This is a genomic window from Ottowia beijingensis (assembly GCF_042680925.1).
GTDB lineage: Bacteria > Pseudomonadota > Gammaproteobacteria > Burkholderiales > Burkholderiaceae_C > Ottowia > Ottowia beijingensis.
On sequence record NZ_JBHUEP010000007.1, the window covers coordinates 340,143 to 355,078 of the forward strand.

General features: G+C 70.5%; 13 protein-coding genes. 5 read left to right on the top strand and 8 right to left on the bottom strand.

All coding sequences use genetic code 11. The features are described from left to right. The first annotated feature begins 3 nt into the window (after positions 1 to 3). The gene (locus tag ACFSCU_RS11025) at positions 4 to 315 is read left to right on the top strand and encodes a helix-turn-helix domain-containing protein (protein WP_257645857.1); all 312 of its coding nucleotides are present in this window, start codon (positions 4 to 6) and stop codon (positions 313 to 315) included. A gap of 12 nt (positions 316 to 327) precedes the next feature. Here the strand turns inward: ACFSCU_RS11025 and ACFSCU_RS11030 are convergent, their stop codons facing one another. The 6 genes from ACFSCU_RS11030 to mutL all read right to left on the bottom strand — a co-directional run bounded on the left by ACFSCU_RS11030 (position 328) and on the right by mutL (position 8,890). Beyond that, positions 328 to 2,130: an ATP-dependent DNA ligase gene (locus tag ACFSCU_RS11030; protein ID WP_180551249.1), complete on the bottom strand. Its 1,803-nt coding sequence runs from the start codon at positions 2,128 to 2,130 to the stop codon at positions 328 to 330. Positions 2,131 to 2,214: 84 nt separating this feature from the next. Further along, positions 2,215 to 3,336 (bottom strand): ligase-associated DNA damage response exonuclease, encoded by a 1,122-nt coding sequence (locus ACFSCU_RS11035; RefSeq protein WP_377560694.1) that lies wholly within the window; start codon positions 3,334 to 3,336, stop codon positions 2,215 to 2,217. Next, positions 3,333 to 4,916, bottom strand: coding sequence for a UdgX family uracil-DNA binding protein (locus ACFSCU_RS11040; protein ID WP_377560695.1), 1,584 nt, complete (start codon positions 4,914 to 4,916; stop codon positions 3,333 to 3,335). Before ACFSCU_RS11040 ends, ACFSCU_RS11035 begins: the two co-directional genes overlap by 4 nt. A gap of 15 nt (positions 4,917 to 4,931) precedes the next feature. Continuing rightward, entirely contained in the window at positions 4,932 to 6,233 is a 1,302-nt protein-coding gene (locus ACFSCU_RS11045) for a putative DNA modification/repair radical SAM protein (protein WP_377560696.1), read from the bottom strand. Between the two features lie 164 nt (positions 6,234 to 6,397). Next, positions 6,398 to 6,919: a pyridoxamine 5'-phosphate oxidase family protein gene (locus tag ACFSCU_RS11050; RefSeq protein ID WP_180551250.1), complete on the bottom strand. Its 522-nt coding sequence runs from the start codon at positions 6,917 to 6,919 to the stop codon at positions 6,398 to 6,400. Between the two features lie 141 nt (positions 6,920 to 7,060). Then, positions 7,061 to 8,890, bottom strand: a complete 1,830-nt coding sequence (gene mutL / locus ACFSCU_RS11055) for a DNA mismatch repair endonuclease MutL (RefSeq protein WP_377560697.1) — start codon at positions 8,888 to 8,890, stop codon at positions 7,061 to 7,063. 36 nt (positions 8,891 to 8,926) lie between these two features. On the opposite strand from mutL, the gene ACFSCU_RS11060 reads away from it, so the two are divergent. Together ACFSCU_RS11060 and ACFSCU_RS11065 are read left to right on the top strand one after the other, a co-directional pair. After that, positions 8,927 to 9,568 carry a lysoplasmalogenase family protein gene (locus ACFSCU_RS11060; RefSeq protein ID WP_180551251.1) on the top strand — a complete coding sequence of 214 codons (642 nt, stop codon included), beginning with the start codon at positions 8,927 to 8,929 and terminating at the stop codon, positions 9,566 to 9,568. A 41-nt stretch (positions 9,569 to 9,609) separates the two neighbouring features. Beyond that, a complete protein-coding gene (locus ACFSCU_RS11065) occupies positions 9,610 to 10,269 on the top strand; it encodes a DedA family protein (protein ID WP_377560699.1) in 660 nt (219 codons plus the stop codon). Between the two features lie 352 nt (positions 10,270 to 10,621). Here the strand turns inward: ACFSCU_RS11065 and ACFSCU_RS11070 are convergent, their stop codons facing one another. Further along, positions 10,622 to 12,094, bottom strand: a complete 1,473-nt coding sequence (locus tag ACFSCU_RS11070) for an N-acetylmuramoyl-L-alanine amidase (RefSeq protein WP_377560700.1) — start codon at positions 12,092 to 12,094, stop codon at positions 10,622 to 10,624. Continuing rightward, positions 12,091 to 12,597: a tRNA (adenosine(37)-N6)-threonylcarbamoyltransferase complex ATPase subunit type 1 TsaE gene (gene tsaE, locus ACFSCU_RS11075; RefSeq protein WP_180551253.1), complete on the bottom strand. Its 507-nt coding sequence runs from the start codon at positions 12,595 to 12,597 to the stop codon at positions 12,091 to 12,093. Before tsaE ends, ACFSCU_RS11070 begins: the two co-directional genes overlap by 4 nt. On the opposite strand from tsaE, the gene queG reads away from it, so the two are divergent. Both queG and ACFSCU_RS11085 read left to right on the top strand, forming a co-directional pair. Continuing rightward, on the top strand, positions 12,577 to 13,674 hold the full coding sequence (gene queG / locus ACFSCU_RS11080) for a tRNA epoxyqueuosine(34) reductase QueG (RefSeq protein ID WP_377560701.1): 1,098 nt from the start codon (positions 12,577 to 12,579) through the stop codon (positions 13,672 to 13,674). The genes tsaE and queG overlap by 21 nt on opposite strands. A 239-nt stretch (positions 13,675 to 13,913) precedes the next feature. Further along, positions 13,914 to 14,879, top strand: a complete 966-nt coding sequence (locus ACFSCU_RS11085; protein WP_180551254.1) for a hypothetical protein — start codon at positions 13,914 to 13,916, stop codon at positions 14,877 to 14,879. The last annotated feature ends 57 nt before the right edge of the window (positions 14,880 to 14,936 follow it).

A 14,936-nucleotide genomic window follows, 5' to 3' on the forward strand; every position in this document is an offset into this window, starting at 1 on the left:
CCTTTGTCGCCTGCTGAACTGGAGCAGTACGAAGCAGGCCGTGACCTGGCGGCGGATTTGTTGCAGGCGGTGCGCGAAATGAAGGCCGGCCAAGTGCATGTGGTGCACACGCCGGCCGTGGAAGCGCGGCGGAAAACCGGCTTGTCGCAATCGCAGTTTGCCAAGTTGATCGGCGTTTCGGTGCGTACCTTGCAGGGCTGGGAGCAGGGGCGCAAGGAGCCGAGCGGCGCGGCGCGCACGCTGCTGACGATCGCTGCGATGAACCCGCAGGCGGTTCTGGCGCTGGCGGGTGGGGCGAACTTGCGGCCGGAGTGAAAGCCGGCCGATTCAATGATCGCCGCGTGCAGGCAACAACCCCATCAGCGTCTGCAAGCTATCCGCTTCGTTCACCGGCTTGTCCACCCGCCACCTGAGCATCCTCGGAAACCGTACCGCAATCCCGCTCTTGTGCCGCGCCGAGCGGGCGATGCCCTCAAAGCCCAGCTCGAACACCAGCGTCGGCTCCACGCTGCGCACGGGGCCGAAGCTTTCGCGGGTGGTTTTGCGGACGATGGCGTCGACCTGGCGCATTTCTTCGTCGGTGAGGCCCGAATACGCCTTGGCAAAGGGCACCAGCGTGCGGTCGGGGTCTTCGGGCGGGCCGCTCCAGACGGCGAAGGTGTAGTCGCTGTACAGGCTGGCGCGGCGGCCGTGGCCGCGCTGGGCGTAGATGAGGACGGCGTCGACGCTCATGGGGTCGATCTTCCACTTCCACCACTGGCCGAGCGCGGGGCGCGTGGCCGGTGCATCGGGCGCGTCGGCATCGACACTGCCCGCCAGCGCGGTCTTGGTGCGGCCGACGCCGTAGCGCGCGTCGCGGTGCTTGAGCATGAAGCCTTCTGTCCCTAAGCGCCGCGCCGCTTCGCGCTGGCGCGCGAGGTCGGCCCACGTTTCGCCATGCAGCAGCGGCGACAGGTGCAGCGCGGGGTGCGGGTGCGCGGCGACCAGCGCTTCGAGCGCGGTGCGGCGGGCGTGTTGCGGCTGGGCGCGCAGGTCGTGGCCGTCCAGCTCCAGCAGGTCGTAGGCCAGCAGCACGACCGGCACTTCGGCCAGCAGTTTGGCGCCAAGCGTCTTGCGGCCGATGCGGCGCTGCAGGGCGGCAAAGGGTTGCACGCTGCCGGCGTAGACGGCGTGGGTGTCGGCGGTTTCTGAATCGATTTGGCCGCCAGCGCTTGTCTGGCGTGCGCGAGCAGCTATCAAATCAGTAGTCTTCCAGACCACGATCTCGCCGTCGAGCACCGTGCCTTCGGGCAGCGTGGCGCCCAGGGCGGCCAGTTCGGGGAAGCGGTCGGTCACCAGGTCTTCGCCGCGCGACCAGATGAAGACCTGGCCATCGCGCACCACCAGTTGCGCGCGAATGCCGTCCCACTTCCACTCGATTTGCCACTGCGCGGGCGCGCCCAGCAGTTCGTCGAAGCGCGCCAGAGGCTCGTTGAACGGGTGCGCCAGGTAGAACGGATAGGGCTGGCCGCCGCGCGCGCCGAGCAGCGTGGGCGCGTCGGCCGGCGCGGTGAGGGCGCTGAAGTCGGCCGCCGTGGGCCGGGCGCCGGGTTGCGTGTAGCCCATCAGGCGCTGGGCGACTATTTTTGAGTCGACGCCGCTCACGGCGGCCAGCGCCTGCGTGACCTGCAGCTTCGACACGCCGACGCGAAACGCGCCGGTGATGAGCTTGAAGTACACCAGCCGGTCATCGGCGGCCAGTTCGCGCCACTGCTCGGCGAGCCGCGCGTGCAGCGCCTCGGGCGGCTGGCCGCGCAGGGGCAGCAGGTGGTGCTGCAGCCAGTCGGCCAACGGGCGTTGCACGGGCGCGGCAGGTTCGGGCAGCAGCAGGCTGATGGTTTCGGCCAGGTCGCCGACGGCTTCGTAGCTTTCGTCGAACAGCCATTCGGGCAGGCCGGCCGCCGCGCGCGCCTGCTCGCGCAGCACGCGCGTGGGCACCAGCTGGCGCGGCTTGCCGCCAGCGAGAAAGTAGACGGCCCAGGCCGCATCGGCCGGCGGCGCGGCGCGCAGGTAGTCTTGCAGCGCGGCCTGCTTGGCAAGGCTGGACGTGCTGGCGTCGAGGGCGCGGTAGAGGGCGGCGAAGGCGTGCATCGCTTGTGCCTCAGGCGCGTGATTCAGCGCAAAAAATGCTGCCACCGCTTGATGGGTAAGCGCTTTCAGCTATCAAAAGGATAGTCATCGTGGGTACGCTGGGTGCGCGCCGGAATCCGCGCCCGGGTCCGCGCCGGGGTCATTGCCGGGCTCCGCACCCGTGGCGCGGTCCGGGTCGGTGGTGGCGGGCGCTTCGGGCTGCGCGTCGTCGTCCTCGCCGCCGTAGTCGGTGTCGAACGCGCCGGCCTGCAGGCCCTGCTCGGCCAGCCAGCGCACCATCACCGGCACGCTGCCGTGGGTGACGATGACGCGCGGCGCGCCGGTGGCGGCGATGGCGCGCTGCAGGCTGGGCCAGTCGGCGTGGTCGCTCAGCACGAAGCCGCGGTCGACCCCGCGCCGCCGCCTCGCGCCGCGGATTCGCATCCAGCCGCTGGCAAATGCGTCGGCATGCTCGCCGAAGCGGCGCAGCCAGGGCGTGCCGCCGGCCGAGGGCGGGGCGATCACCAGCGCGCGCTTCAAGGCCGCCTTGTCGATCGCCGCATCGGTGACGCGGTGCGTGGCGGGCAGCGCCACGGCGCTGGCGCGGTAGGCGTCGTTCAGGGCCTCGACGGCGCCGTGGCAGACGATGGGGCCAATGGACGCATCCACGCCCGCCAGCAGCCGCTGCGCCTTGCCGAAGGCGTAGGCATAGACGATGCTGGCGCGCCCGGCCTCGGCGTTGGCGCGCCACCAGGCGTTCAGATCGGCGAACAGCGCGGCGGGCGCGGGCCAGCGGTAGATGGGCAGGCCGAAGGTCGATTCGGTGATGAACACGTCGCAGCGCACGGGCTCGAACGGCGCGCAGGTGGGGTCGGCGTCCAGCTTGTAGTCGCCCGAGGCCACCCACACGCGGCCGGCATGCTCGATGCGGACCTGCGCCGAACCCAGCACGTGGCCGGCGGGGTGCAGCGAAACGCGCACGCCGTTCAACGTGACAGGCTCGCCATAGGCCAGGGTTTGCAGCGCGATGTCGTCGCCAAGGCGTGCGCGCATCACGTGTTCACTCTGCCTGTGCGCCAGATAGGCGCCGTGCCCGCGCCGCGCGTGGTCGCCATGCGCGTGGGTGATGACGGCTCGATCGACCGGCCGCCACGGGTCGATGTAGAAGTCGCCGGGCGGGCAATACAGGCCGCGCGGGGTGGCGATGACGAGGTCACCAGCCGTCATGGCGCTGCGGCGTTGCTGGCGTGCGCCAGGTCGGCGATCCACATCGGCCAGGTGCGCTGGCGTTCGTCAGCCGGCAGGCGCAGCAGCGCCGCGGGGTGCCAGGTGACCCACACCGGCCGCCCACCCGGCCCCGGCCACGGCTGGCCGCGCAGCGCAGCCAGCTTGACGCCGGGCCCCAGCAGCGCCCGCGCGGCGGTGGCGCCAAGGGCGACGATGGCCTGCGGCTGCACCAGCTCTATCTCGCGCAGCAGCCAAGGGCGGCAGGCCATCACTTCGCGCTGCGCCGGTGTCTTGTGCAGGCGGCGCTTGCCGCGCAGCTCGTGCTTGAAGTGGCGCACGGCGTTGGTCAGATAGAGCTGGGCGCGGTCGATGCCGGCCAGCGCCAGGGCCTGGTCGAGCAATTGGCCGGCGGGGCCGACGAAAGGCAGGCCGGCCAGGTCCTCGCGGTCGCCGGGTTGCTCGCCGACCAGCATCAGCGGCGGCCGCAGCGGGCCGGAGCCTGACACGCCCTGCGTGGCGTGCTGCGCCAGCGGGCAGGCGGTGCAATGCTGCACGGCGGCGGACAGCTCGGCCAGCGTGCGCAACGGCTGGTCGACATCGTCAACGTGGTCCGGGTTGCGGCGCGGGCCGCGCGGGGCGACCACGCGCGCGCCCGGCGCCTGCTCGATCATGCGCGCCGTGCGCGTGGGCGCGGCGGCCACCAGGGCGGCGATCTCGGCCGCCTCGGGCAGGTTGCGCCAGTACTTGGCCGGCATGTGCTGGCGCATCAGCGGCACGTTGAGCCGCGCCGGATTGAAGATGTGCCGGTAGTAGGTCAGCCACAGTGCCTCGCCCGCGTCGGCCGGCGGGGCGTCGGCGCGCTGCGCGGGGGGTCCGTCGGTCAGCTGGCGGGTGTCAGGGCACCAGCGCACGCTGCGGTGCGGCGTGAGGATGGCCCAGCGCATGCCGGCAAAGCGCCGCGCGAACCAGGGCGCGACGGCGGGCAGCACGTCGTGCTCGGGCTCGAACCAGGCCACGTGCATCGGCTCGCCGCCGTCATCGGCAGCCAGGGGCCGAAAGCGCACGAAGGCGCGCATCTTGTACGCATCGCGCTGCACCGCCTTGGCCAGGCGCGCCAGCCGCTGCACGTCGGCATCCAGCACGTCGTGGCGCAAGGCGGGTTCGTGACGCAGGCGCCACAGCACGCGGTACAGCAGCTCGAAGCGCGCCGGGTCGCGATGCAGCACCACGCGGCGCGCGGCGGCCACGAAGGCGCGGGGCAACTGCAAGGCGGCGGCAAAGCTTGCGGGCGCAGGGTGGGCCGGCGGCGCGGCGGCTTCGGCCAGCAGGTCGGGCGAGGGGTTTTCAGCGGCGGCGAAAGCGGCCCAGCGCGGCGCGGCGTCGGCGGGCGCGATGCCGGCGGCGAGCAGCGCCAGGGCTTGGGCACGAAAGCGGTCGAAGGCGCGCGTGGGGGGGATGAGGTCGGGCTCGGCGATGGGAGGCGGCGACCCGGCGCCTTGAGATGAGAGGCTGAAGTCGCCTTCAGCTCCGTCTTCCTCCGGGGGGCGACCGGGTGTCCGTTCGGGCGCGAGTGTGGGCATGGGCGTACCCGGGCGTCAGAACAAGGCCGCTTGAAGGGAGGATGGGTGTACCGGCGCCGCCGGCGACGCCAGCGAACGCGGCTCGGCCAGCGCTGAACGCTCTACGCCACCCGCGCGCGGCCGGTGATCCGCCAGCACCACGAACGGCAGCACCTTGGCCGGGCTGACGCGCAGCGCGCGCAGATCGGCGGCGCGCAGCCGGCGGGCGCGCCGCGCGAGCAGCAGCTTGTCGACCGATCGCACCCCGAGGCCCGGAACACGCAGCAGCAGCGCGCGCGGGGCGGTATTCAGGTCGACCGGGAAGCGCTCCGGATGCGCCAGCGCCCAAGCCAGCTTGGGGTCCACATCCAGCGCCAGCATGCCGGTCTGGCCGGACGGCGTGATTTCATCGGCGCCAAAGCCGTAAAAACGCATCAGCCAGTCGGCCTGGTACAGCCGGTGCTCGCGCAGCAGCGGCGGCGCCTGCGCGGGCAGGGCAGCGGCGGCGTGCGGTATGGGGCTGAAGGCGGAGTAATACACGCGCCGCAACCGATAGGCGCCATACAGCTGCGCGCTGGTGGCCAGGATGGTGGCGTCGCTGGCGCCGTCGGCGCCGACGATCATCTGCGTGCTTTGGCCCGCGGCGGCAAATGCCGGCGGCGCGGCCTTGCGCCGCCCCGCGCCGGGCAGCAGGCGCACGGGCTGGGCGCGCACGGCGCGGCGCTCGGCTTGAGCGTCTTCGATCGCCAGCGTCAGCCGGGCCATGCTGCGCCGGATGCTGGTACTGCTCTTTTCGGGCGCCAGGCGGTCCAGCCCCTGCTGCGTGGGCAGCTCGATGTTGACCGACAGCCGATCGGCCCAGCGCCCGGCCTGCGCCAGCAGCTCGGGCGCGGCGTCGGGAATCGTCTTCAGGTGGATGTAGCCACGAAAGTCGTGCACCTCGCGCAGCGTGCGCGCCACGCGCACCAGTTGCTCCATCGTGTAGTCCGGATCGCGGATGACGCCGCTGGACAGGAACAGGCCTTCGATGCAGTTGCGGCGGTAGAAGTCGAGCGTCAGCGCCACCACTTCTTCCACCGTGAAGCGGGCGCGTGGCACATCGCTGCCCCGTCGGTTGATGCAGTATGCGCAGTCGTACAGGCAGAAATTCGTCAACAGGATCTTGAGCAGCGAGATGCAGCGGCCATCCGGCGCGAAGCTGTGGCAAATCCCCATGCCCTCGTTCGAACCCAGGCCACGCCCCTGCGATGAATCGCGCCGCGTGCCGCCGCTGGACGCGCACGAGGCATCGTATTTGGCCGCGTCGGCCAGGATGGCGAGTTTGGTCGGTAAATCCACTGGATAAGAATACAGCATTCGCGGATTCGCTGCATGAGGGCGGGGCAGCATGGCGTACGCGCGACTCACCCCGCAAAACGCTGGCCGCTACCGATGCGAGGGCAGTGGCGCGGTTGCGACAGGCCTTCCCGGCGCGACGGCGATCCGCCCGCCGCGCGTGCGGCTCACACGTTCAGCTCGCCGTCCACCCCGCCGTCGCTGGTCTTGCTGCCGGTGACCGCGGCAAAGCTCATCTTGACGAATGAGACGATCTTGCCCGAGGTGGTTTGCCAATAGTGGCCTGCGTTGGGCGTCACGCGCAGCACGGTCACGCGCGGGTCGTCCTTGCCATCGAACCAGGCGCTGGCCAGGGCGGTCCAGTATTTGTCGATGGTGGCGCGGTCGGTGTGCACCGTGGCGGTGCCCGAGACGGCCAGGTACTCGTACTTGTCGTCGTTCTGGCAAGTGACGATCACGCGCGGGTCCTTGGCGATGTCGCGGTTCTTCTCGCTGGCGCTGGAGCTGAGGAACCAGAAGGTGCCGTCCTCGTCCACCTTCTGGATCGCCATCGGGCGCACGTCGCCGGGAAAGTTGGTGACGTCGGTGGCGAACATGCACATGCGCGCGTCCTTGGCGATCTCGTGAATCTTCTTGCCTGCCGCGGCGCCGTTCAGGTCTTGCCGGGGTTGTTGCTCAATATCGGCCATGTCGGTGTTCCTTGTTGTTTGAGGCGAACATCCATTGGGCCGTACCGCTGGCGCGCACCGGGCCGGGCCCTGTCGCGCAAGGGCGTAGGACAAGTGCGCATGTGCGCGACCAATGGGCCACGCGCATCGGCGCCATGGCGGTCAACGCCCGCGCAGGAACAGCGCGTCCAGCTCTTTCATCGACAACTGGCGCCAGGTCGGGCGGCCGTGGTTGCACTGGTCTGAGCGCTCGGTGGCTTCCATCTGGCGCAGCAGGGCGTTCATCTCCTCGTGCGTCAGGCGGCGGTTGGCGCGCACGGCGCCGTGGCAGGCCATGGTGGCCAGCAGTTCGTGCTGTGCGCGCTCCACCACCGTGGCGGCCTCGTGCTGGGCCAGCTCGGCCAGCACGCTGCGCGCCAGCTCGACCGCATCGCCCGCCGCCAGCGTGGTGGGCACGGCGCGCACGGCCAGCGTCTTGGGTGAGAAGGGGGTGATCTCCAACCCCAGCCGCGCCAGCACCTCGGCGGCGCTTTCGGCGGTGGCCACTTCGGCCGGCGTGGCGGCGAAGGTGGCGGGGATCAGCAGCGGCTGGCGCGCGATCTGCGCGCCGTCGAGCTGGCCTTTCAGCCGCTCGTACACGATGCGCTCGTGCGCCGCGTGCATGTCGACCAGCACCAGGCCGGCGTGGTTTTCCGCCAGGATGTAGACGCCGTGCAGCTGCGCGATGGCGCGGCCAAGCGGCCAGTCGGCCACGTGCGCGTCGTGGCCGGGCGCGGCGGCAGGGGCGGGTGCCGCATCGGCCGCGCGGGCCGACCAGAGCACTTGCGCTTCATGCACCGCGCGCGCCGCGCTTGCTTCAAAATGAATAGCTGCCTGCGCTTGTCCATCAAGCGCGGGCGGCCTAAAAGACCTGAAATTTCCAGCCGGCCAGGCGACGCCGGTATCCGGGCCCGCGGCATCGCTCGACAGCGTCCCGGCCAGCGCGGCGCGCGGCGCGGCCAGCGCGTTTTCGATCGCGTGGCGCACCGCCTGGTGCACCTCGCGGCTGTCGCGAAAACGCACCTCGATCTTGGTCGGGTGCACGTTCACATCCACGCGCGCCGGGTCGATGGCCACGTGCAGCACGTACACCGGCTGACGCTGGCCGTGCAGCACGTCTTCATAGGCGGCACGCGCGGCGTGGGTGATGACCTTGTCGCGCACGAAGCGGCCGTTGACATAGGCGAACTGCTGGTCGGCGCGCGAACGCGCCACGTCCGGCAGGCCCGCGCGGCCGCTGACATGCACCGACCCCGCACGATGGTCGATGGCGACGGAATCGGCCAGGAAATCCTCGCCCAGCACGTCGGCCAGGCGCTGGGCGCGGCCAGCATCGCCGGGGTGGGCGCGCCATTGCTCGATCAGCTTGCCCTCGTGCCAGATGGCGAAGCCCACGTCGGGCCGCGCCAGCGCGTGGCGGCGCACGGCGTCGATACAGTGCGCCAGCTCGGTGGCGTCGGTCTTGAGAAACTTGCGGCGCGCCGGCACGCTGTAGAACAGCTCCTTGACCTCCACCGTGGTGCCCTGCGCGCGCGCCACGGGCTTCAGTTCGCCGGTGCGGCCGTCCAGCAGATAAGCACGATCTTGGCCGCCAGCGCGCGACAACAGGGCGACTTCAGCAATCGAATTGATAGCAGCCAGGGCCTCGCCCCGAAAGCCCATGGTGCCCACGGATTCCAGCTCGGGCAGGCTGGCGATCTTGCTGGTGGCGTGGCGCTTCAGGGCCACCGGCATTTCCTCGGGCAGGATGCCGGCGCCGTCGTCCTCCACGCTGATCAGGCGCACGCCGCCGGCCAGCAGCCGCAAGGTGATTTGCGTGGCGCCGGCGTCGAGCGCGTTGTCGAGCAGTTCGCGCACCACCGAGGCCGGGCGCTCCACCACCTCGCCGGCGGCGATCTGGCTGATCAGCTCGTCGGGCAGTTCGCGGATGGGGCGGCGGGGTGGGGTGCTCATGCCATGATTCTAGGAACCGCACCGACACACCCACCCATGCTGCCCATCCTGTTCACCGTGAGCTGCCTCGTTCTCGTCGGCGCCCTGCTGGCGGCCGAGCGCGTGGGGCGCCCGGTGCTGGCGGGCACGGTCAAGACGATGGCGAGCTTGTGCTTCATCGCGTTGGCGCTCGTGCTGGGGGCCTTGTCCACGACGTACGGAACCATCGTGCTGGTGGCGCTGGTGCTGAGCGCGCTGGGCGATGTGGCACTGGCGTCCGACCGGCCGGCGGCCTTCATGGCGGGACTGGGCTTCTTTCTACTGGCGCACATCGCGTTCTCGGCGGCCTTCGCGCAGGCGCCGTGGTCTTGGGGCGCTCTGGCCACCGCAGCAGCGGCCATGGCGGTGGTGGGCGCTTTGAGCCTGCGCTGGCTGTGGCCGCATCTGGGCGCGGGGTTCAAGGGGCCGGTGCTGGCCTACATTGTGGCGATCATGGTGATGTGCGCGCTGGCCATCGCGTTCGCCGGGGCCACGGGGCGCTGGCTGCCGGCGGTGGGGGCGCTGCTGTTCGCGGCGTCGGACCTGGCGGTGGCGCGGCAGGCCTTCGTGGCCAGGACCTTCCTGAACAAGGCCTGGGGCCTGCCGGCGTACTACGTGGCGCAGTTGCTGATGGCGTGGTCGGTGGCCGGCGCTGCGTGAGGCGCGGCGCTGCTGCGGCGCCGCACGGATAATCGCGCCCCATGGACATCGTGATGCAACTCGTGGACTTCATCCTCCACGTCGACAAATACCTGGGCGCCTTCGTGACGCAGTACGGCCCGTGGGTCTACGCGCTGCTGTTCATCATCGTCTTCGTCGAGACGGGCGTGGTGGTGATGCCCTTCCTGCCCGGCGATTCGCTGCTGTTCGTGGTGGGCGCCATGTGCGGCGCGGGGCTGATGAGCTATCCGCTGGCGGTGGCGGTGCTGCTGGTGGCGGCGATTCTGGGCGACCAGTGCAACTACAGCATCGGGCGCTACTTCGGGCCCAAGGTGTTCCAGTGGGAGGACTCGCGTTTCTTCAATCGCAAGGCGTTCGACCGCGCGCACCAGTTCTACGAGCGCTACGGCGGCGTGACGGTGATCCTGGCGCGCTTCATGCCTTTCATCCGCACCTTCGTGCCCTTCGTGGCGGGCGTGGCTGAGATGACGCGCAGCAAGTTCACCTTCTTCAACGTCACCGGCGCGCTGATCTGGGTGCTGGGCATCGTCACCGCCGGCTACCTGTTCGGCAACCTGCCGTGGGTGCAGGCCAACCTGAGCAAGATCATCTGGGCGCTGATCATCGTGCCGGGCCTGATCGCCATCTATGGCGGCTGGAAGGCTGGCCGTGCCGAAAAGCAGGGCGCGGCCGCGTCCTGACGGCGCGCGCACGGCGTCTGTTCCTCCAAGAAAAAAGCGGGCGATCCGGTGGTGGAATCGCCCGCCAAGCTTTGGAGGAGAACTTGCAAGAAACCTAGCGTTTCGGCCCGTGCCGCTGGCGCCAGTGTTCATTCAACGCGCGATGGCGGCCCGGGGTTGTCAGACGGGGCTGACCCGAGGCGTCAGCCAGCGGCCACAGGCGGCGCTGGTGTGACAAAACGCACGCCTGACCGGCCCGAGTGCTTCAATAAAAATAGCTGCCGGCGCCCGTTGATAAACGATTTCAAATTCTTTTGGCTTGAAATCGTTGATGGACAGGCGCAGGCCACTATCAATAATGAAGTGGCCGGCGTCACACCTGCCGGTTGCGCGCCAGCGGCGGGTTGGCCGCGAAGTACTTCTGGATGCCGTTGATCAGCGCGTTGGCCAGGTCGTTCTGGTAGGCCTCGCTGCGCAGCTTGCGCTCTTCCTCGGGGTTGCTGATGAAGGCCGTCTCGACCAGCACGCTGGGGATGTCGGGCGCGCGCAGCACGGCGAAGTTGGCGCGCTCCACGTTGCGCTTGTGCAGGCGGCCCACGCCGCCGATCTCGCGCACGATGGCGCTGCCCAGTGTCAGGCTGTCCTTGATCTGCGCGGTGGTGCTCATGTCGAGCAGCGCGCGCTGTACCAGCGAATCCTTGACGCCCAGGTTCACGCCGCCGATGCGGTCGGCGTCGTTCTCCTTGCTGGCCAGCCAGCGCGCGGCGGCGCTGGAGGCGCCGCGCTCGGACAGCGCATACACGCTGGCGCCGCGCGCCTCGGGCCGCATGAAGGCGTCGGCGTGGATGCTGATGAACAGGTCGGCCCCCACGCGGCGCGCCTTCTCGACCCGCGTGGCCAGCGGCACGAAGAAGTCGCCGTCGCGCGTCATGAAGGCGCGCATGGGGTTGCCGCCCACGGTGGTGTTGTTGATGCGGTCGCGCAGCTTCAGCGCCACCTGCAGCACCACGTCCTTCTCGTAGGTACCGCCGGGGCCGATGGCGCCCGGGTCCTCGCCGCCATGGCCGGGGTCGAGCGCGACGATGATCAGGCGGTCGGTGCGCTCGGCCGCGGGTGCGCGGGCCGTGGCGCGCGGCGCGGGCGCGGGGGGCGGCGGTGCGGGCGGCTGCGGGCGCATGGTCAGGCGCGGCGGCGCCGGGGCGGCTGGCGGCGCGGGCGCGCGGGCCACGGCGGTATCGCGCCGCGTCATCTCGTTGGCGCGCTCGATCTGGCGCGCGATCAGGTCGCCCAGCGAGTCGGTGGCCTCGGGCGTGGTGGCGGCCATGCCGGTGGGCGCCGTGGCGCCGCTGCCCAGCTCCTTCATGCGCTCGGCGATCAGCTGCTCCAGCGGGTCGGGCGGGTTGGCGGGGTACAGGTCGAACACCAGCCGGTGCTGGTAGGCCGCCACCGGCGCCAGCGTGAACACCTGGGGCTTGATGTCGTGCTTGAGGTCGAACACCAGCCGCACCACGCCGGGCGCGTTCTGCCCCACGCGAAGGCCGGCGATGTTGGGGTCGTCGGCGCGCACCTTGGCCACCAGCTCGCGCAGCGTGGGGCTCAGGTCGAGCCCGTCCACGTCCACCGCCAGCCGCGGCGGCTGGCCGATCATGCGGTGCGTGGTCTTCAGCGGCGTGTCGGATTCGATGGTGACGCGGGTGTAGTCGTCGGCCGGCCACACGCGCACGGCCACGATGCCGGCGCCGCGCGCGATGTGGTGCGTGGTCAGCAGCAGCACCAGCGAGCCGCCCTGCAGCAGGGCGCGCCGGCGCGCGGGCTGGGGCGGCAGGGGCAGCGGCGGGCGGCTCATGCGCGCAGCTCCTGCAGCAGTTGGGCGCCCAGGGCCGTGCCGGCACCGAGCGCGACCTGGCGCGAGTCGTCGGCCTGCGCCTCGATCTGCAGCACCAGGTCGGCCGGCGGCAGCAGGGCGGCGGCCTTCTCGGGCCATTCGGCCAGCTTCAGGCCGGGCGCGGCAAACAGGTCGCGAAAGCCGGCGTCCTCCCACTCGCGCGGGTCGTTGAAGCGGTAGAAGTCGAAGTGCGACACGGCCAGGCCATCGGGCGTGGCGTGCGGCTCGACCACGGCGTAGGTCGGGCTCTTGAGGCGGCCTTCCACGCCCAGCGCGCGCAGCAGGTGGCGCACGAAGCTGGTCTTGCCCGCGCCCAGGTCGCCGTGCAGTTCGATGAAGGCATGGCGCAGGCCGGGCAGAACGGCCAGGCGCCGGGCGAAGGCGGCGGTGTCGTCTTCGGTGCGCCAGTGCAGATGCAGTGGCGCGCTTTCTACAATTTGGGCGTGGCTGAGAGTGGCGCTCAAATCGATTCCCTTGATCTGTGGACGCAGGTGCGCGGCTGGGCGCAGGCGCTGGGGTTTTCGCAGGTCGGCGTGGCCGGCGTGGATTTGTCCGCCGCCGAGCCGGGTTTGATGCAGTGGCTGCAGGCCGGGTTCCATGGCCGCATGGATTACATGGCCGCGCACGGCCTGAAGCGCGCCCGCCCGGCCGAACTGGTGCCGGGCACGGTGAGCGTGATCACCGCGCGCATGGATTATCTGCCGCAGGACACGCCCGACGATTGGCAGGCCGCCGAGCTGGCGCGCCTGCAGCGGCCCGGCGAGGCCATTGTGTCGGTCTACTCCCGCGGCCGCGACTACCACAAGGTGCTGCGCGCGCGGTTGCAGAAGCTGCAGGACCGCATCGCCACCGCCATCGGCCCCTTCGGCCACCGCGTGTTCACCGATTCGGCACCCGTGCTGGAGGCCGAGCTGGCTGCGCGCAGCGGCCAGGGCTGGCGCGGCAAGCACACGCTGGTGCTGTCGCGCGAGGGCGGCTCGATGTTCTTCTTGGGCGAGATCTACGTCGACCTGCACCTGCCGCGCACTGAAGCCACCGGCGCGCACTGCGGGCAATGCCGCGCCTGCATCGACATCTGCCCCACGCAGGCCATCGTGGCCCCGTACCGGTTGGACGCGCGGCGCTGCATCTCGTACCTGACCATCGAGCACGACGGCCCCATCGACGAAGCGCTGCGCCCGCTGATGGGCAACCGCATCTACGGCTGCGACGACTGCCAGCTCATCTGCCCGTGGAACAAGTACGCGCAGCGCAGCAGCCTGCCCGACTTCGACGCGCGCGACGGCCTGGCCGATGCCAACTTGGTGACGCTGTTCGGCTGGAGCGAAGCAGAGTTCCTGCGCCGCACCGAAGGCGGGCCGATCCGCCGCATTGGCCACGTGCGCTGGCTGCGCAACATCGCCGTGGCGCTGGGCAACGCCCTGGCCGCGCTGCCGCCCGGCGATGCGCGCCGCGCGCCGCTGCTGGCTTCGCTGCAGGCCCGCGCCGAGCACCCCCACGCGCTGGTGCGCGAGCACGTGCAATGGGCCTTGAAGCGGTGAAGTCACGGCGTTGCTAGTGTTTTTGGATGGGGTGGCCGCGCTGGTGATGCGCGGCACGCTGCCATTTTCATAGCATTCTAGGCCATGCGTCAATCCGGCCTGTCATGCGGTGGCACGCTGGGGCAGCGCAAGAGCGTCTTGTCCGACAAAGGGCTGCTATCGAATTGCGTAGCATGCGCGTTCGTGTTGTCGCTTTGCGCCAAGGCGTGCCCCAAGAAACCCCTTTTGAAGGAGACCCAATGACCTACAGCCTGCGACAAGTCCAACCCCTGCTGACCAAGCCCGAACTCGAACTGTTCCAGGCCAGCCGCGCCGGCGCCATCAAGGAACTGAACCCGCGCCAGCTGGCCGCCAAGCTGACCCGCGCCCGCGCCCTGCGCGACAAGTACCGCGACACCTACCGCCGCCAGACCGTGGCCACGCGCACCGGCCCGGCCAAGGATCGCAAGCAGATGGGCGGCGAAAACAACCGCACCGAGGTCAAGGCCGAGATCATGCAGGAGGTGCTGACGCGCTTCGAGGCGCAGCACGCCAAGGCGCAGGCGAAGCTCGACAAGCAGGCCGCCCGCAAGACCAAGACCGCCCGCGCGCACAACGCCCCCGGCGCACCCACCACCAGGACCAACCCCAAGGCCGCGCAGCGCAGCCGCCGCAGCACCGGCAACGCCGCCCCCGGCGAAGGCGCGCAACTGGCGATGCGCGGTGCCACCACCACCAAGCCGCGCCAGGTGGCACGCAAGAAGCGCGCCGCCGAGGACCTGGGCTACGAAGTGGTGAGCGCGCGCGGCGCCAAGTCCACCCGCGCCGGCGGCTCGTCGGTGCGCCCGGCGGTCAAGAAAGCCGCAGCCAAGAAAGCAGAACCGAAGAAAACCACCGCCAAGAAAGCACCCGCCAAGAAGATCGCGGCCAAGAAAGCCATCACCGGCGCCGCCAAGCCGGCTGAAAAGCTGGTCAAGCAGGTGCGCAAGGCCGTCGCCAATAAAGCCGCTACCGCCCCGACCGAGGGCCAGCCCACCGCGCGCCGTGCCATCCGCACCCAGGTCGGCGGCACGTCCAGCGCCAACGCGCAGGGCGCCGTGCCCACCAACATGCCGGCCAAGGCGCAGCGCCTGAACCCGCTGAAGGCCGAGCCGATCAATAAGAAGATCCACGCCTCCGCGCGCGGTCGCAAGAAGACGTTCGAGGGCAAGCGCGACGCGCGCTGAGGGCAGGCGGCGTCGGGCCGGTCACGCCGGTTGCGGCGCGCACGCAAGGCCGCTGCG